This window comes from Plantactinospora sp. B5E13, from assembly GCF_039871775.1.
Taxonomy (GTDB): domain Bacteria; phylum Actinomycetota; class Actinomycetes; order Mycobacteriales; family Micromonosporaceae; genus Plantactinospora.
On record NZ_JBDPLT010000019.1, the window covers coordinates 87,704 to 105,409 of the forward strand.

General features: G+C 70.6%; 18 protein-coding genes. 8 read left to right on the forward strand and 10 right to left on the reverse strand.

Annotated features, from left to right (window positions below; genetic code table 11):
- The first annotated feature begins 31 nt into the window (after positions 1 to 31).
- From ABGB05_RS19085 to ABGB05_RS19105, 5 genes are all read left to right on the forward strand, one after another.
- Positions 32 to 1,231: a PQQ-dependent sugar dehydrogenase gene (locus tag ABGB05_RS19085; protein WP_347654781.1), complete on the forward strand. Its 1,200-nt coding sequence runs from the start codon at positions 32 to 34 to the stop codon at positions 1,229 to 1,231.
- Between the two features lie 183 nt (positions 1,232 to 1,414).
- Positions 1,415 to 2,302 (forward strand): ABC transporter ATP-binding protein, encoded by an 888-nt coding sequence (locus tag ABGB05_RS19090; protein WP_347654782.1) that lies wholly within the window; start codon positions 1,415 to 1,417, stop codon positions 2,300 to 2,302.
- Positions 2,299 to 3,060, forward strand: coding sequence for an ABC transporter permease (locus tag ABGB05_RS19095; RefSeq protein WP_347654783.1), 762 nt, complete (start codon positions 2,299 to 2,301; stop codon positions 3,058 to 3,060). Before ABGB05_RS19090 ends, ABGB05_RS19095 begins: the two co-directional genes overlap by 4 nt.
- A gap of 9 nt (positions 3,061 to 3,069) precedes the next feature.
- Positions 3,070 to 4,170: a sensor histidine kinase gene (locus ABGB05_RS19100; protein ID WP_347654784.1), complete on the forward strand. Its 1,101-nt coding sequence runs from the start codon at positions 3,070 to 3,072 to the stop codon at positions 4,168 to 4,170.
- Positions 4,167 to 4,772, forward strand: a complete 606-nt coding sequence (locus tag ABGB05_RS19105) for a response regulator transcription factor (protein WP_347654785.1) — start codon at positions 4,167 to 4,169, stop codon at positions 4,770 to 4,772. Before ABGB05_RS19100 ends, ABGB05_RS19105 begins: the two co-directional genes overlap by 4 nt.
- A gap of 48 nt (positions 4,773 to 4,820) precedes the next feature.
- Here the strand turns inward: ABGB05_RS19105 and ABGB05_RS19110 are convergent, their stop codons facing one another.
- From ABGB05_RS19110 to ABGB05_RS19135, 6 genes are all read right to left on the reverse strand, one after another.
- On the reverse strand, positions 4,821 to 6,509 hold the full coding sequence (locus ABGB05_RS19110) for a hypothetical protein (protein WP_347654786.1): 1,689 nt from the start codon (positions 6,507 to 6,509) through the stop codon (positions 4,821 to 4,823).
- Between the two features lie 66 nt (positions 6,510 to 6,575).
- Positions 6,576 to 6,935: a YkvA family protein gene (locus tag ABGB05_RS19115; RefSeq protein ID WP_347654787.1), complete on the reverse strand. Its 360-nt coding sequence runs from the start codon at positions 6,933 to 6,935 to the stop codon at positions 6,576 to 6,578.
- A 105-nt stretch (positions 6,936 to 7,040) separates the two neighbouring features.
- Complete coding sequence (locus ABGB05_RS19120; protein WP_347654788.1) at positions 7,041 to 8,333, reverse strand: hypothetical protein; 1,293 nt, start codon at positions 8,331 to 8,333, stop codon at positions 7,041 to 7,043.
- Between the two features lie 137 nt (positions 8,334 to 8,470).
- Positions 8,471 to 9,295: a carbohydrate ABC transporter permease gene (locus ABGB05_RS19125; protein ID WP_347654789.1), complete on the reverse strand. Its 825-nt coding sequence runs from the start codon at positions 9,293 to 9,295 to the stop codon at positions 8,471 to 8,473.
- The gene (locus ABGB05_RS19130; protein ID WP_347654790.1) at positions 9,292 to 10,116 is read right to left on the reverse strand and encodes a sugar ABC transporter permease; all 825 of its coding nucleotides are present in this window, start codon (positions 10,114 to 10,116) and stop codon (positions 9,292 to 9,294) included. Before ABGB05_RS19130 ends, ABGB05_RS19125 begins: the two co-directional genes overlap by 4 nt.
- A 146-nt stretch (positions 10,117 to 10,262) precedes the next feature.
- Positions 10,263 to 11,555, reverse strand: coding sequence for an extracellular solute-binding protein (locus ABGB05_RS19135; protein ID WP_347654791.1), 1,293 nt, complete (start codon positions 11,553 to 11,555; stop codon positions 10,263 to 10,265).
- 452 nt (positions 11,556 to 12,007) lie between these two features.
- Between ABGB05_RS19135 and ABGB05_RS19140 the strand changes: the two genes are divergently transcribed.
- From ABGB05_RS19140 to ABGB05_RS19150, 3 genes are all read left to right on the forward strand, one after another.
- Complete coding sequence (locus ABGB05_RS19140) at positions 12,008 to 13,033, forward strand: LacI family DNA-binding transcriptional regulator (RefSeq protein ID WP_347654792.1); 1,026 nt, start codon at positions 12,008 to 12,010, stop codon at positions 13,031 to 13,033.
- A gap of 74 nt (positions 13,034 to 13,107) precedes the next feature.
- Complete coding sequence (locus ABGB05_RS19145; protein WP_347654793.1) at positions 13,108 to 14,073, forward strand: family 43 glycosylhydrolase; 966 nt, start codon at positions 13,108 to 13,110, stop codon at positions 14,071 to 14,073.
- 53 nt (positions 14,074 to 14,126) lie between these two features.
- Entirely contained in the window at positions 14,127 to 15,053 is a 927-nt protein-coding gene (locus tag ABGB05_RS19150; protein WP_347654794.1) for a carbohydrate kinase, read from the forward strand.
- 75 nt (positions 15,054 to 15,128) lie between these two features.
- Here the strand turns inward: ABGB05_RS19150 and ABGB05_RS19155 are convergent, their stop codons facing one another.
- The 4 genes from ABGB05_RS19155 to ABGB05_RS19170 all read right to left on the reverse strand — a co-directional run bounded on the left by ABGB05_RS19155 (position 15,129) and on the right by ABGB05_RS19170 (position 17,704).
- Positions 15,129 to 15,260: a hypothetical protein gene (locus ABGB05_RS19155; protein ID WP_347654795.1), complete on the reverse strand. Its 132-nt coding sequence runs from the start codon at positions 15,258 to 15,260 to the stop codon at positions 15,129 to 15,131.
- A 124-nt stretch (positions 15,261 to 15,384) separates the two neighbouring features.
- A complete protein-coding gene (locus tag ABGB05_RS19160) occupies positions 15,385 to 16,350 on the reverse strand; it encodes a hypothetical protein (RefSeq protein WP_347654796.1) in 966 nt (321 codons plus the stop codon).
- Between the two features lie 36 nt (positions 16,351 to 16,386).
- Complete coding sequence (locus ABGB05_RS19165) at positions 16,387 to 17,268, reverse strand: alpha/beta hydrolase (RefSeq protein WP_347654797.1); 882 nt, start codon at positions 17,266 to 17,268, stop codon at positions 16,387 to 16,389.
- A gap of 79 nt (positions 17,269 to 17,347) precedes the next feature.
- Complete coding sequence (locus ABGB05_RS19170; protein WP_347654798.1) at positions 17,348 to 17,704, reverse strand: phosphopantetheine-binding protein; 357 nt, start codon at positions 17,702 to 17,704, stop codon at positions 17,348 to 17,350.
- Between the last annotated feature and the right edge of the window lie 2 nt (positions 17,705 to 17,706).

A 17,706-nucleotide genomic window follows, 5' to 3' on the forward strand; every position in this document is an offset into this window, starting at 1 on the left:
GGGGCATGGCGGCACACGCCAGGAGGCTGTCATGTCCAAAACCACACGTCGCGCCGTGGTGTCCCTGCTGACGGCGGCCCTCGCCGTACCCCTCTGGGCGGAGACGGCTCCGGCCGCAGCGGCCCTGCCGCCCGGCTTCACCGACCAGGTGGTGTTCTCCGGGCTGGTCGAGCCGACCAAGGTGGCCTTCGCTCAGGACGGCCGGGTCTTCGTCGCGGAGAAGCGCGGCATCGTCAAGGTCTTCGACAGTCTCACCGACCCGACCCCGACCGTCTTCGCCGATCTCCGCCGGCAGGTGTTCGACTACTCCGACCTGGGCATGGTCGGGCTGGCCCTGCCGCCCGGCTTCCCTACCAGCAACCCCTGGGTGTACGTCAGCTACACCTACGACGCCCCGATCGGCGGCACCGCCCCCCGGTACAACGACACCTGCCCGACACCGGACGGTTGTCTGGTCAGCGCCCGGGTGTCCCGGCTCGTGATCAGCAACAGGCAGCTCGTGGAGCGGGTGCTGCTCAACGACTGGTGCCAGCAGAGTGACACCCATTCGATCGGGGACGTCGTCTTCGCCCCGGACGGCACGTTGTTCGTGGGCGGCGGGGACGGCGCCTCCGGTCGGGTCGTCGACTACGGCCAGCTCGGCAGCCGGCCCAACCCGTGCGGCGACCCGCCGGCCCGGGTCGGCGGGCCGATGACCCCGCCGACCGCCGAGGGTGGGGCGCTGCGTGCCCAGGACCTCCGCACCCCGGCGGACCCGACCGGCCTCTCCGGCACCCTGGTGCGGGTGCACGAGACGACCGGCAAGGCGCCCCGGGACAATCCCCTGGTTGCCAGCCCCGACCCCAACACCCGGCGGATCGTCGCCTACGGGCTGCGTAACCCCTTCCGGCTCACCTTCCGGCCCGGTACCACCGAGGTCTGGCTCAGCGACGTCGGCTTCCGTACCTGGGAGGAGATCGACCGGGTCGTCGCCCCGCTCGCCGCGCCGGTACACAACCACGGCTGGCCGTGCTACGAGGGCGTCGGCCAGCAGCCCAACTACCGGGCCGCCGGGCTGAACCTCTGCCAGAGCCTGTACGCGGCACCGGCCGGCACGGTCACCGCCCCGTACTACGCCTACCAGCACAGCCAGGCGGTGGTGCCCGGGGACGGCTGCCACATCCCGGACGGGACGCCGGTCCGGTCGATCTTGTGCTCGGCCCCGGAAACGACATCTACTACGTGGATCTGACCGGCGGCACCGTACGTCGGATCCACTTCGGCTGACGTCGCCGGCTCCTCGGCCTGAGCGCCTGAACGATGGAGGGAGCCCGGTAGCCGGAACACCACGACTGGCGACAGCTGCGGTGCCCACCCGCGCAAGTCGTGATTTCCTCACTACAACCGGGCGCGTCCGGTTTGAACAATCAGCGACGTGACGGCGATTCAGGTGACCAAGCTCAGGAAGAGCCACGGCGGATTCGAAGCGGTGAGGGGCGTCTCGTTCGAGGTCGGCGAGGGCGAGATCTTCGCACTCCTCGGGCGTAACGGTGCCGGCAAGACGACAACCGTCGAAATGCTGGCAGGGTTCCAGCGGCCCGACGGCGGCACGGTCAGGGTGCTCGACCTCGATCCGGTAGCCGACCAGGCTGAGCTGCGCAGGCGCACCGGCGTGATGCTGCAGGAGGCGGGGTTCTTCCAGGAGCTCACCGTCGGTCAGACGGTGGCAATGTGGCGCGATTTCACGGCCGTACCCCGGCCGCTCGAGGAGGCTCTCGACCTGACCGGCCTCACGACGAAGGCGGACACGAAGGTCCGGCAACTCTCCGGCGGCGAAAAGCGCAGACTCGACCTCGCCCTGGCCACCCTCGGCCGGCCGGACGTGCTGTTCCTCGACGAGCCGACCACCGGAATGGACCCCGAGGCCCGTAAGAACACCTGGGACATCGTGCGCGGCCTCGCTGCCGAGGGCACGACTGTCCTGCTCACCACCCACTACCTGGAGGAGGCCCAGCGCCTTGCCTCCCGTCTGGCGATACTGGACGCGGGCGAGGTCGTCGCCTACGGCGGCATGGTGGAGACACTGGCGGGCCGCTCCGGACGCGTCTCCTTCACGCTTCCCGACAGCGTCGCGCCGGACGACCTGCCCGTTCCCGCATCTGTCATCGACGGCCGGGCCGTGTGCCAGGCGGCGGATCCCGACCTCGCCGCACAGACCCTGCTGAGCTGGGCGAGTGAGCGCGGGCTACGGCTCGCCAGTCTGGAGGTCCGCATGGCGACCCTGGAAGACCTTTTCCTCGAGGCCGCAGGGAATGACCGATGACCGGCACGGCCGCCGCCTTCCGGCTCAGCACCCGGCTGTTCTGGCTGGACAGGGGGGTGGTCTTCGGCACGGTGGTGACGCCCGTCGTGCTGTGCGTGGGCATGCCCGTGCTGATGGGTGCCCTCAGGCCGGACGGCGTCGCGGGCGCCGTCCAGACCTTCGTCGGCGGGCTCGCGATCGTGCTGTCGGTCTCCACGTTCATGAGCATCGTCCAGGCCCTCACCGCCCGACGCGACCAACTCCTGCTCAAGCGGCTACGGACGACACTGCTCACCGAACGACAGATCCTGGTCGGCGAGATCAGCGGACAGGTTGTCCAGACGGTGGCACTGGTCGCCGTGTGCACGCTGGCCGTGCACCTCGCCGCGGACGTCCCCCTGCCCCGCAACCCGCTGCTCTACGCGGTGTTCGTGGTCGCCGGTACCACCGTGGTCGCCATACTCGGCGCGGCCTTCACCGCCCTGGTGCCGCGGTTGGAACTCGCCGCTGTCATGTCGATGCCGTTCTTCCTGGTCGCCGGGGTCGGCGCCGGCGCGATGGGACCGTTCATGGAGATGATGCCGACCGCCCTGCGGATGGTCTTCGCGGCGCTGCCCACCGACGCGGTGGTCACGGTGGCACGGACCACGATCGCGTCTGGCACGATCGCCGGCGACCTGCGGGCCGCGCTCGTCCCGGCGATCAAGCTCGTGGTCTGGGGGCTGATCGGGATCTTCGCCCTCGCGCGCTGGTTCCGCTGGGAACCCCGCCGATCATAGTGTCGGTTCATGCACCCTCTCCGTCTGGCCATCGGCGTGGTCACCGTCATCAGCGTCGGGTTCCCCCTGACCCCGCTTGTGCTGGTCGGGCCCATGGGTACACCGTTCCAGGTCGGCGTCATGCTGGCGAGCCTGGTTGTCTTCTACGTCCCGTACCTCAGGCAGATCCGACTTGCCTTCCGCGGGAGCCCGGAGGGCGGGTTCACCGTCGACCTGGCGGTGCTGGTCCTCGCGGCCTACCTGCCGATGCTCTGGCTCGGCGCATTCTGGACGAGCGTGCCGCACATCCTCTCCGCCGTGGTGCTGCTGCGGCTGCGCGCGCCCTGGAAGATGGTGCTCTTCATACCGATCGCGCTGGGCCAGGGAGCACTCGGCTACATCGGGGTGGAGACCAGCCCTCTCAACATCTACAACGGCCTGTACGCGCTGCTCACCGTCATCGTTGCCGGGTCGGTGATCTACGCCGCGGTCAGGCTCGTGACGGTCACCCGGGAGCTACAGCAGGCCAGGGCCGACCTGGCCGAGGCAGCCGTGCTCAAGGAACGGCTGCGCATCTCGCGCGACCTGCACGACGGGCTCGGCCGCAGCCTGACCGCCATCGCGCTCAAGGGCGACCTGTCGCGGCGACTGCTCGACCACGATCCCGAGGAGGCCAGAGTGGAACTCAGTGAGTTGGTCAAGGTGGCCAGGGACGCCGCCCAGGATGTCCGCCAGGTGGCCCGCGGCTACCGTGAGGTGTCGCTGGCCCAGGAGGTACCGCGGGCGGTGTCGCTGCTGACGTCGTCCGGTGTCGCCTGCACCGCCAACGTGGGCGTCGCCGGACTACCGAGGAGCAGCGACGAGGCACTGGCTTGGGCGGTCCGCGAGGGTGTCACCAACGTGCTCCGCCACAGCCGGGCCACCACCTGCTCCATCACCACCTCCGTCCGAGGTGGGCGGGTGCGGCTGGAAATCGTCAACGACGGCGCGCTCGCACCCGACCGGGGTGGGCCGGCGGGTTCGGGCCTCACAGGGCTCTCCGAGCGGGCCGCGACGCTGGGTGGGCAGGTGGAGTTCGCGCGTACGGAAGGCGGCGGGTTCCGGATGTTGATGGATGTGCCGTCCGCATGATCCGGGTCCTGCTCGCCGAGGACATGCACATGATCAGGGCCGCGCTGGTGGCGCTGCTACGGCTGGAGTCCGACATCGAGGTCGTCGCCCAGGTGACCGAGGGCGACCGGATCGTCCCCGAGGCCAGGCGGACCCGCCCCGACGTCGCGATCGTGGACATCGACCTGCCGGTGCTCGACGGCATCACCGCCGCCGCCGAGCTGCGCGCCGAGCTGCCGGAGTGCCGGGTGCTGGTGCTCACCGCGCTGGGCCGTCCCGGCCAGGTACGACGGGCGCTTTCGGCCGGCATCGAGGCGTTTCTGGTCAAGGACGCCCCCGGCGACCATCTCGCCGACGCCGTCCGGCGCACCGCCCAGGGTCTGCGGGTCCTCGACCCCGAGCTGGTCTCCTCGGCGATGGAATACGGCGAGAGCCCGCTCACCCCACGGGAGACCACAATGCTCCGCGAGGCCGCGCAGGGCGCCTCGGCCAAGGAAATCGCTGACCGCCTCCACCTGTCCACGGGCACCGTTCGCAACTACCTGACCGGCGCCATCACCAAGACCGGCGCCCGCAACAAGATCGACGCGATCCGCATCGCCCAGGACGCCGGCTGGTTGTGATCGTCAGGACGGTCGGGAGCCTGCCGGCTTCGACGGGCCTGGGCTAGGTCACCCTGGCTTGCCCCCGACCAGGCCGCACCGTCGCGCGACGTCCAACGCGGTCGACAACTCCCCGCGACGGGCCAGCATCATCGCGACGCGCGCCGCTGTCCGACAGGTGCTCGCCGCGTCCGGTGCCAGATCGAGCATGGCGGCGAGAAGACCGGGTTCACCGACGTGTTCGGCGAAGCGCGCGACGCCCGCGACCACGTAGCGACGGCCCTCGACCGGCACGGCCGCCACCACGTCCGGCACGACCGTACGGGCCTCGGCGTCGAGAGCCGGCAGCAGCGCCTCGCCGTACCGCCAGTAGCCCTCGGACAGTGCGCCGGCCACCAGCCGGGTGAACAGCTCGCGATCCCGCGCCACCAGTCCGGTGTGGATGGCCAGCCGGCCCAGCACGAGACTCAGCCGCGAGTCGGTCCTGCCGGCAACGGCCGCCGTGAAGACCGGGTCGAGCGCGGTGGCGTCGCCGGTCTCGACCAGCGCGGCGCCGAGCCCGGCGTCGACCATCAGCCGCGACGGTCGCCAGTTTCCCACCCGTCCCCGCAGCCGTGGCACGTGCACGTCAACGATCTCGGCACGCAACTCCTCGTCGGCCAGGGGGTACACGAGTGGTACGACCTCCGCGACGACAGCGGCCAACTCCTGCGGGATGACCCCCGGACCGGCCAACGCCTCCAGCACGGCGCGGAGCCGTTCCGGGGTGACCGCCTCCCGTCGGCCGTCGAGCCAGCGCACCACCTCGAGGGCGAGCGGCCCCGGCCCGTATCCCGACACACGACAGTCCCGCATCCGGCCGAGCACGGCGAGCGCGTCGTCGACCCTGTCCAGGGCCAGGAACAGCCGGGCGAACCGGTGCTGGTAGACCATCTGCTGGTCGCGGTCGCGGCCGCCCTTCGGGCATCTCCGGAACGCGGCCACCAGTGCCTTCGCCCGGGCCGCAGAGAGTCCGGGCGTGGCCAGGGTCAGCAGCGCGCGCTGCTGTGACCGTGGGCCAAGCCGGGTCGCCAGGGTGAGCGCGTCGTCGAACCGGTCCGCCGCGACGAACGCGGCGACGAGCCGCTCACCGTCGACCTCCCGGACGGTTTCGCAGCGTCGGTCGGTTTCGGCGAGGCCCAGAGGTCCCCACAGGGCGGCCGCCGCGGCGAGGCTGGGCCGGTCGGTCCCGTCCAGCAGCGCCGACCAGCGGTCGAGGATCTCGGGCTCGCCGGCGTGCGCCTCAGCCAGCGCCGCGAGAACCGCCGATATCCGCGCCTGCCGATGGGACGCCCACATATGCTCCTCGTTCGGCCGGACCACCAGTACGGCCCGGAGCAGGGCGGCCTCCGCCTCGGCGTTGCCGGCCGCGAGGCGGGCGAGCGTCCCGGCGACCGCGTGCCCGGGGCCGTTGTGTCCACTCGCGAACGACCGGTAGGGATGCTCACCATCGAGTGCGGCGGCCACGACCCGTACCGCCTGCTCGCCGGTGAGGATCCGGGGTGCCGCCTCGGCGAACTCCTTCGGTAGAAAACCGTCCAGGCATGCTGTCAGTTCCTCGGCGGCTCCGGCCTGGTCGCCACCGTCGAACCGGGCGACCGCCCACTCCACCCGCTCAGCTGGCTCGAACTTCCACTCGGACGGCGCCGCGCCGGACCGGGCGAGGGCGGAGCGGGCGTGGTCGGCGAGGTCGACGGAGGTATGCAGATCGACTGACACGCGCCCGACCTTATCCGGACCCGCACTTCCGGCGCCGGTCCGCCCGGGCACCCGCCGGTGCTCAGGTCATCGTCGGCTGGGCGCCCGGTTGGTCGGGCCCGGCGGCAACGCGCCGTCACCGGACCGATGAGCGGGATCCGACCCGACGCGGGCCGCTCGGTGCCGGTGGACCAGCCGGGTCAGGTAGAGCAGCGCGCCGGCCAGTACGCCCATGTCGTCGAGGTAGATCGGATCGGGCAACAGGTCCACCGGCAGCACGGTGTAGATCAACGCCCCGTAGAACGCGACCTTGCCGCCGGCACCCAACTCGCCGAGCAGCTTGCGGGTACGCCACACCCTGACCGCGAGCAAAACGGCCCCGACCAGCGTGGCGACGGCCACGATGCCACCCAGCACCAGGATCACGGTCCACGTCTCCCGAGACATGCCGCAACCGTAACCCGGCGGGCGCTCGCCCGGCCGGCGACACCAACCGTGGTGCCCCGGAAAGCCGGTGTGGGGAACGGGCGTCCCCCACACCCGACCGGTGGCCTACCGGGTGAGGAGCCAGCGGAGGATCGACGGATCCTCGTACGTCGGGCCGACAACCGCGTGGTAGTCCGGCTCGGCGAACGCCTCGTCGGGGAACTCGGTGTAGCGGATCAGCTCGTCGAGCCTGGCGGGGTCGACACCGGCGGCGACGTACGCGGCACGCAGGCTCTGTGCGGTGTCCCGGCCGAACGTGACCGGCAGGATCGGGTCGCTGGTGCCGTGGGTGATCCAGAACGGCGTCTCCGCCCGGGCGATCCGGGCCGCCTGGTCGGGGCTGATCCGGAAACCGGCGTTGATCAACGCCCCCGAGAAGAGGCCGGGATGGTTGGCCATCGCGTCGTACGCGAGGGTCGAGCCCCAGGAGTAGGTCGACACGTAGACACGCTTCCGGTCGACGTGGTAGCGCTTCGTGAACGCGTCGAGGAGCGCCACCAACGCGGCTGACTCGGCCTCGGTGCCGACACGCTGGGTCTGCGGCGAAAGGACGATGACGTTCTCGCGGCCGCCGGTCCAGGTCGGTTGCAGCCAGGCGGTCGCGGTGACGTCGACCGCGACCTGTACGCCCACGTTCTCCCCGTCGTACCCGGAGCCCCAACCCGGCAGTACGACCACCAGCGGGTACGCCCGATTCGGGTTGTACCGGGTCGGCAGGTGGTACGCGTACGGCACGGTCATGCCCGGGTGGTCGTACGTCTCGTGGCGGAACTCGTCCGCCAGAAGGTTGACCGGTTCGGTGGTCAGCGGATAGCGGGCCGGTCCCCCCGCCCCGAGCACCCGACCCCGGCCCGGGCCGCCGCTGGCGTACACGTCCTCGTTCTGGACAACCTCGGTGGGCAGGTTCGGATTGATCTTTTCGTAGCAGCGGGTGGTGCACGTCGAGCGGATGACCGTGTTGCCGCCGGGGTCGCCGGGGTCGAGCTCGACGATGACGTACCGGCCCCGGTGCGATCGTCCGTCGGGGATGATCGTCGGCTCGTCGTTGGTGTAGATCCGGGTAACCGTCCGGTCCGCTCGCTTCGGCAGGTCCTCGGGCGGGTTGAAGCGGAAGTTGTAGATGCTGTCCGAGACGGTGAACGTGTCCCGGTCGAGGGTGCGGGGGTCGACCGGATCCCGGTACTCGATGGCGACCGCCGCGACCTTCTGGCCGAAGGTGTAGACCTTGGTGATCGCGGTGACGCTCTGGATCCCGGTCCGGGCACCCGCGTACGCCGATGGCGCGGCCATCGCCGACGCGGTCAGCGCGACGACGAGTCCGGCAGCGGCCAGAGCGGCGGTGGTACGGCGGATCGCCATGGGTGGCACCTCCACGTCAACTGGTGTCCCAGGATCGGTGACCGCCGATCGGCAGACGGGACGGAACGACCGAGCACGACCGGCGCCGAATCGAGTCAGCGGGTACTCTCGCCAGCCCCGCCGCCGGTGTCAAGGAGTCAGCCCTTCAGGGATCCCTGCAGCAGAGCCTTGATGAACTGGCGCTGGAAGATCAGGAACACGATGAGGGTCGGGGTGAGGATGAGCAGCGAGCCGGCGCACAGCAGCACCAGGTCGGTGCCCCACTGGCCCTGGAACGCGCCGAGAGCGCCGGCCATGGTGCGCTTGGTGGCATCGTCGACGAGCACGATGGCGAGCAGGAACTGGTTCCAGGTCCACAGGAACAGCAGGATCGTCAGGGACGCGATCGCCGGCCGGGCGAGCGGCACCTGGATCCGCCAGAACAGCTGCCAGGTGCTGCTGCCGTCCATCCGCGCCGCCTCGGAGAGTTCGGTCGGGACGTTGCTGAAGTGCGCCCGCATCCAGAACACACCGAACGGCATGTAGAGCGCGATGAGCGGCAGGATGATCGCCCACCGGGTGTTGAGCAGGCCGAAGTCCCGCATCTGGTAGTAGATCGGGGTGATCACCGCCTCGAACGGAAGGGTCAGGCCGAGCAGCAGGAGGCCGAAGGCGAACCTGCCGCCGGGTACCCGCAGGTGACCGAGCCCGAAGCCGGCCATGGTGGCGATCACCACGGAGACCGGTACGACCCCGACCACGATCAGCAGGCTGGAGCGGAGCAACGCGGCCATGTTCGCGGCGGTGAACGCGTCGACGAAATTGCCCCACTGCGGATCCGACGGCCAGGCCAGCCCGGTGGGTACCGTGCCGCGGGGCTGCAACGCGGCCGACAGCATGCTCACGAACGGCAGGAGTGTGACGAGGACCAGCGCGATCAGGAAGACGCGGCCGGTCAGCCGTTCGCTTCGACTCAGGTTCATTCCTTGCCTTCCCGGGTGAGCCGCTGGATCGGCAGTACGCAGGCCAGGACCAGCAGCATGAGGACGACGGCCAGCGCCGAGGCGAGCCCGACCTGACGTTGGGAGAACGCGAGCCGGTAGATCTCCAGCCCCGGCACGGTGGTCTGCAGGCCGGGACCGCCGCTGGTGGAGATGTAGACGATGTCGAAACTGGCCAGGGCCGCGATCACGGTCACGGTGAGACACACCCCGATCTCGTTGCGCAGGCTGGGCAGGGTGACGGCGAAGAACTCGCGTACCGGTCCGGCGCCGTCGATGCGGGCCGCTTCGTACAGCGCGGGATCGATCTTGCTCATGCCGGTGACCAGCAGGATCGTGCAGAGACCGAGCAGGACCCAGGCGCCGATGACGCCGACGGAGGGCAGCGCCGTGTCGAAGTCGCCGAGCCAGGCCCGGGCGAGCCCACCGAGGCCGACCGCGCGCAGCGCCTGGTTGACCAGGCCGTTCGACGACAGCAGCCAGCTCCACGCGATGCCGGCCGCCACCAGCGGGATCACCTGTGGCAGAAACAGGATGGTCCGCACGACGGTGCCGAACGGCCCTGCGGTGATCCGCCGGACCAGGCTGGCGACCAGCAGCCCGAGGGCGACCGGGATGAGACTGAAGAAGATGATCAGGACGAACGCGTTCGAAATAATCTTCAACAGGTCGCTGTCGGTGAACACCGTCAGGTAGTTGTCCAGGCCCGCCCACCGGGCCACGCCGATGCCGTTCCAGTCGTAGAACGAGTACTGGACCGTCAACGCGAGGGGGCGCAGGACAAAAACGGCGTACATGATCATGGCAGGCAGCACCCACAGCCAGCCGGCCCACCGGGCCGTGCGGCCCCACCGACGTCGGTGGGGCCGCACGGATGACGGGCGGTTCGGCGGGGCCGACGACGAGGTCGCCGCCGGCCCGGTCCGGGCGCTGCCGACGGCAGCAGGCGTCATCGGGACAGTTCCTTCTCGTACTCGGCCTGGACCGCCTTCACGTACCCCTCGGGGGTCTGCTGACCGGCGACCAGCTTCTGCATCTCCGGGGTGATCGCCGCGGCGAAGATGCCGCCGGTGGCGTTCGCGGTGAAGTCCACCGCGCCGTTCTCCGCCCCGAGCTGCTGGGACGCCTTCAGCGTCTGGGCCAGCACGCTTCCCTCGGCCACCGTCGGGATGGCCAGGTCGGACGGGCCGCCGGGGTGCGAGCCGCCGACGGTCACGGAGATCTCCCGGGCCTTGGCGTTGGTGTGGACCCAGTTGAGGAAGAAGGCGGCCGCGTCCGGGTGCTTGGCCTTCGCGCCGACGCCGAAGGTGTTGGGCGCGGACATCGCGACGTGGTTGCCGCTGCCGGACTCGGTGGGGAACAGGAAGAAGCCCACCTTGCCGCTCATCGACTTGTCGAGATTGCCCGACTCCCAGTCGCCGTTGAACATGAACAGGCCGTTGCCCTTCTGGAACTCGCCCATCATCGCGGTGTAGTCCAGGGCGTTCGCGTCCTTCGGGAAGTACCCGGCCTGTGCCCACCGTTGGATGACCTGGGTGGCCTTCAGCGCGGCCGGCGTGTCGAAGGTCGCGCCCGGCTTCTGGAAGATCCAGTCGGCGATCTGGGCCGGGTCACCGAACTGGTTCTGCAGCGCCTGGTGGGGGAAGTTGATCCCGGCGGTGTTCTTGTTGAACTGCATGATCGGTTGCACCCCGGCGGTCTTCGCCTTGGCGAGCAGCTGCTCGAACTCGGCGATGGTGGCCGGCGGCGCGGTCATGCCGACCCGCTCGGCGAGGCTCTTGTTGTAGAACACCCCGGTCACGCTGTACCCGAGTCCCATCCCGTACAGCGACCCGGCACCACGTGGCCGGCCCCCCTCCCCGACGCGCAGCTGCACGAGCTGGGAGGCCGGGAACCTGTCCCAGCCGTACGCGGTGAAGTACGGGTCCAGGTTCTTCAGCAGCCCGTCCTTCACCAGGTCGACCATGGTGGGCAGCCGAATGATGTCCGGCGCGTTGTCCGAGGCCAGCACCCGCGGTGCGTTCTCCACGATGACCGTGAACTGGTCCTCCCGGACGTTGAACCGCACGTTCGGGTGCTGCCTGGTGAACTCGTCGGCGAGCGCCTTCGCCAGCGGGAAGCCGGTCTCGGCGTACATCTCCAGGGTGATCGGCTCGGTGCCCAGTTCGGTGCTGATCGGCGCGGTGGAATCAGCCGGGGATTCCTGATCCGATCCGGGCGCACTGCACGCGGTGACCGACACGGCGGCAGTGACCAGCGAAGCGAGCAACACGAGCCTGCGCCGCGTGTACCTCGTCGAAAATCCGTCCACTCCTACGGCTCCTTGACTCGTCCGCGCGTCTCGCCGATCGGCAGTTGTCCCGGCAGGTTTCTCAGACCCGCCGCGACAGCCTGCGGCCGCCACGTGATCCACGTCGCGGGCCAGCCCCTGACCCCGGCGCGCGGTAACCGACCATGGTCACTCCCGCGAGGGGCGTGGCATGCCCTCGGCGGAAGCAGAACGTCCGCTAAACTGATTTAGCAGAGCATGAACGCGGGGCGTGTAGCTGTCAAGAACAAGCCGGCAACGGCCCGGAAACGACCGGTTCACCCGACCGGACCGCGTCGGGCCGTCGCCGGCGCTGGACACCATCAACCCACCCCGCATGATGGGCAGCGGCGGTGTCGGATCACCCGCCCCGATTCGGAGGACTGATGGGCCGCAACAGAGCAACCCTGGCTGACGTCGCGCGGCTCGCCGGGCTGTCCAAGACCGCCGCGTCGATGGTGCTCAACGGGCGGGAGGGCACCCGACTGTCCCCCGAGGCACACCAGCGCGTCTTCGCGGCCGCCGAGGAGCTCGGCTACCGGCCCAACGTCGCCGCGCGCAGCCTGCGTACCCGTAAGACGGCCACCATCGCGTTCGTCTCCGACATCGTCGCCACCACCCGGTTCGCCGGCGGGCTCATCCGCGGCGCCCTGGACGCGGCCCGCGAACGCGACCACGTACTGCTCATCGCCGAGACCCAGGGCGACGCGGCGTTCGAGCAGTACGCCATCGAGGCGATGCTCGACCGCCAGGTGGACGGGGTCATCTACGCGGCGATGGCGACCCGGCGGCTGGCGGTACCGCCCGCCATCCACAGCGGCCCCGTGGTGCTACTCAACGCCACCAGCCCGGAGAACCTGCCCTGCGTACTCCCCGACGACGAACGCGCCGGTCGGACCGTCGCCACCGCCCTCCTCGACAAGGGCCACCGCGACCGGATCGCGCTCATCGGCCGCAACCGCCTCAAGGAGCGTGAAGCCGAGGTCTCCCTCGCCGCGCAGGCCCGCCTGCGGGGAATCCAGGACACCCTCTCGGCCGCCGGTGCCACCCTGTTCGCCGACGTGTTCTGCAGCGACTGGCTGCCCGAACACGGCTACGCCGCCATGCGCGGCCTCCTCACCAGGCCCACCCGCCCGAGTGCCGTCATCTGCATGAACGACCGGCTGGCCTTCGGCGCCTACCAGGCGCTCGGCGAGGCCGGGCTGGCCGTGCCCACCGACATCTCCGTCGTCTCCTTCGACGACGACCCCATCGCCACCTGGCTGCGTCCCGGCCTGGCCACCGCCGCCCTGCCGCACGAGCAGATGGGGCGGCGCGCGGTGGAGATCCTCCTCGACGGCGGAACCACGGAACCGACCCTCGTTCCCATGCCGCTGCGGCGGCGCAGGTCCATCGCCGCACCCGTGGCGTAATCCCCGCGTCGTCACGCGCTGGCCGAGCCTGGCTCCGATGTTGCTAAACCGATTTATCTGATAGCTTGCCCGCCATGCTCCGTCTGCCAGACCACTGGGTGTGGGACAGCTGGTACGTGCAGGACGACGCTGGACTGCGGCACGCGTTCTTCCTGCGCGCCTCCCGCGCCCTGCTCGATCCGCACCGCCGACACCTGCGCGCCGCCATCGGCCACGCCACCTCCACCGACCTGCGCACCTGGCGCCTGGTTGCCGACGCACTCGTCCCCGCCGACACGCCCGCCTGGGACGACCTGGCCACCTGGACCGGGTGCGTCGTACGGGGCCCGGACGGACGGTGGTACCTGTTCTACACCGGGGTCAGTCGCGCCGAGGACGGGCTGGTGCAACGCATCGGCCTGGCCGTCTCCGACGACCTGACCAGCTGGCACCGGCACGGTACCGGTCCGCTGGTGGAGGCCGACCCGACCTGGTACGAGCATCTGGACCGGAACCTGTGGTACGAACAGGCCTGGCGCGACCCCTGGGTCTTCCCCGACCCCGGCGGCACCGGCTGGCACATGCTGGTCACCGCCCGGGCCAACCACGGCACGGCGGCCGGACGTGGCGTCATCGGCCACGCCACCTCCGAGGACCTGCTGAACTGGACCGTCCAGCCGCCGTTGTCCACCCCGGCCGGGTTCGGCCACCTCGAGGTCCCCCAGGTCGCGGTCGTCGACGGTCAGCCCGTCCTGTTGTTCTGCACCAACGCCGCGACCACCCCGGAGCGCGTCGAGCACCGGATCTGGACCGCCACCGGCCCTACCGTCAACGGCCCCTGGGACATCGCGTCGGCGCGGCCCTGGCCGCACCCGCACCTGTACGCCCCCCGGCTGGTCTCCGACACCGACGGCCGATGGGCACTCATCGGCTTCCTCGACGACGTCGACGGCGAGTTCGTCGGCGAACTCAGCGACCCCATCCCCGTCCGGTACCAGCCCGGCACCGGGCTGGTCACCGACGTACCGGGCGAGAACACCTCGCCGACTCCGGCACCGTGACAATCCGTAGCGACCCAACCAGGACCAACGCCACCCGAGCAGAGAGGCACGTCGTGAGCACGGCAGCGGTCACCGTCATCGGTGAGGCCGTCGTCGACCTCGTCGAAGGACCCGACGGCCGATTCACCGCGCACCCCGGCGGCAGCCCGCTCAACGTCGCCGTCGGGCTCGCCCGACTCGGCGTACCGACCAGACTGCTCGCCCGGTTCAGCACCAGCCGGTTCGGCCGCCGGTTGCGCCAGCATGCCGAGGCCAACGGCGTCGACCTGGGACCCTCGGTGACCGTCCCGGAACCGGCCACCCTCGCGGTTGTCACCACGTCCGGCGACGGCACCGCCGGCTACGACTTCTACCTCGACGGGACAGCCGACTGGCAGTGGCAACCGGCCGAGCTGGCCGCCGCCCTCGACCACCAGGGCATCCTCCACGCCGGCTCGCTGTCGGTGTTCCTGGAACCCGGAGCCGAACACATCGACGACACCCTGCGCACCGCCCGCGACCAGGGCATGCTGGTCAGCCTCGACCCGAACATCCGCCCGGGCCTGGTCGGCACCCCGGACCGGGCCCGCGCCCGCGTCGAGCGGCTGGTGGGCCACGCCCACGTGGTGAAGGCCAGCGACGAGGACATCGGCTGGCTCTACCCGGAGGATCAGCTCGAGGACGTGCTCCGCTGGTGGCGTGACCTCGGCGCCGTGCTCGCGATCGCGACGCTCGGCCCCCGGGGCGCGGTCGCCGCGACCGGTGCCGGCCTGCTGCGCCGATCGGCACCGGTCGTGGACGTGGTCGACACCATCGGCGCCGGTGACGCGTTCACCGCCGGCCTGCTCGCCCGGTTGCACCGGTCCCGTTCGGGACCGTCCTGGCCCGACGACGACGTCGCCACCGCCGTACGGTTCGCCGTCGAGGTGGCCGCGATCACCTGTACCCGCGCGGGTGCGGACCCACCGTACCGGCACGAACTGCAACGCCCGACGACCTGACGCTGGCGTCCGGGGACCGCCCAGGGCGCCCCGCACCTCCGCCACCCCGGGAACGACCGGGGACACCGGATCCGATCATGCGTAAGCGAGCAGGAAGTCGACCGTACCGGTGCCACCCGGTTGGCCGGGTGGGGTCTGGAGACCGCGTTCGCTGTTCAGGACGTAGAACCCGCCGCCACCGGTGAGGCGGGGCGTCACCGCCAACATCTGCGACCCCTGTTCGCTCCGGTCGGCCCGACCACGTCATCAATGATTCGGATCCCTGCCGACCACCCGACGTGCCCGGCCACCTCCCGGCGGATGGTCCGTCCAGGACTACGTGTCACTCCGGTCAGGCGACAGTCGCCGCATCGCGCTGGCGGGGGCCCGGCACCACCGCCCCGGCCACCCGTTGTGCCCACTGCTCCCAGTCGTCGAACTCCAGGAACCGGCCCAGCCGCGCGAGCTGCGCCAGCGGGTCCCCGACAAGGTCCTCGTACGTCATCCTCAACAGGTCCCGTGGCCCGGCATCGGTGATGGCCTGCTCGGCCTCACTGGTCAGGAACGCGCACAACCGCCGGTAACGCTGGACGTCCCGGCCACGCTCGCTCAGCGTCTCGGCGGTCAGTCGGCTCGGCAGGTAGCGCACCAGCTCCTCCGGCACCTGCTGATCGGCGCCGGGTTGGAACAGGTCGACCCCGTACCGGCCGAGAACTTCCAGGCCGAGCTGGAGAAGCTGGAAGGAGGGGTGCCGGCTCATCGATCGGGCGGTGTCCTCCCGGTTGCGGGTCAGGTAGACGATCTTCGCGGTGGGGAACCCCTCCAGCAGGTACCGCGCGAAATGACTGGAGCCGCCCGAACGCTCGACCCAGCGCCGCCGGCCGACGAGCGAGGTGAGCAGTTCCAGGAACATCTGGTGGTGCCCGGCCAACGACTGAGCCGGAAAACCGGGCACCAGCCCGGCGAGCCGGTCGAACAGACGGTCCGGCTCGGGCGAGATCTTCGGCAGCGTGGTCGCGAGGATCCGGGGCAGTTCGACGAGGTTGCCGGCCCATCGACCGTCGGCCGGGTAGCACACCTCGACCGGGCCGACGCCGATCCGGAACAGCGTGGCGAGCTCCGGTCTGGGGCTGCTCAGCCGTGACCAGTACTCGGCTCCGCTGAGCACCCCTCTGTCGCCGGACCAGGTCTCCGCCGACGCGAGGAACTCGTGGGCCGAAAGGGTGTCGGACTGCTCGGCGACCAGGTCGGACAGCAGCGTCGACCCGCACCGACCGGTACTGATGATGATCGCCTGGCCGACGGGCGGTTGCTCCATCGAGGTCCTCCTCTGCGCTGTGGATCGATGAGCGGATCAGTGGGCGGTCGCCGGTGCGGACGGCTGATCCTGACCGTCGTGACCGGAGAACCCCGTGATGTTCGGCAGGCCGACCGGGAGGCCGCACTCCTCGCGAAGCCAGGACAGGACGATGTCGCGTACGGCACCCGGCCGGTCGACAAGGAGGGAGTGCCGCTGGCCGGGCACGGTGACGAACCGCGCCCGCGGCAACAGCCGCCGGGCCTCGGGAACCATCCCGACCACGGGCGAGTCGCCGCCGTACACCCACAGCACGGGGCAGTCGATCGCGGCGATGCTCTCCTCCGCCGGCAGCCGGCTGGCCGGCAGGTCGCGTACGAGGCTCGTGGCGGCGAGCACCTCCCGGGCGGTCCTGGCCCGCCGGCTGGCGAGTTCCCCACGTTCGGCCCTGATCTCGGCCAGCGCGTGGTCGAGCGGCAGGTAGGCGGCAGCGTGCTCGAGCTGCTGGGCCACCCGGGCGAACCACGTCGCCGTCGGCGGGGAGGACTCGATCGCGGCGATGGCGGCGACCCGCCCGGGGTGGCGTACGGCGTAGCCGATCGCGATCGTGCCGCCGAAAGAGTTCCCGAACAGGTGGATCGGACCGGTCACGTCGAGCGCGGCCAGCAACGCCGCCAGGTCGTTGACAAAATCGTCGAACGCGTAGCCTGCCGGCGGGCGTTCGGTGTGCCCGTGCCCGCGCAGGTCGTACATGACCACGCGGAGGCGGTTGGCGGCGAGCGGCTGGGCGAGGGTGAGATACCAACTGGCCAGGGTGTCCGTGGTCAGGCCGTGGATCAACACCGCGGTCGGTGCGGCACCGTCCCGACCGGCGACGGCGTCGGCCGGGGCGAGCTGCTCCACGTGGACGGACAGGCCGTTGGCCCGGACCGTACTCATCCCGGCACCCCGCTTCGCGTCATCCCGCCAGCGGGCCCGCACACCCCGGGCCTGACGATCCGCTCGTCGCCACCCCCGCTCATGCCGGGGTACCCGCTCTGCCCTGGCTCGGGTCCGCGGTGCCGACACCGATGTCCGCGGTGCTGCTGGCGTCGGTCCGGTCGAGCGCGGCGGCGATGTGCTCGACGAGGTCACCGACCTGCAGTTGCCGGATCGAGTCCAGGTCGAGGCCGGCCACGAGCTGGGCGAGGTTGACCGCGTCGCCGTACCGCCCCTGTAGGCGACCGGCGAGGGAGACCACGTCGATGCTCTCCATCTCCAGGTCGTCCTGGAACCTGGTCGCCATGGTGATCTCCTCGTCGACTCCGGCGTCGTCGCGGATCGCGTGCAGCATCTCGGCAACCTCGGCGAGGATGCGGGCCCGGTCCACAGGCATGT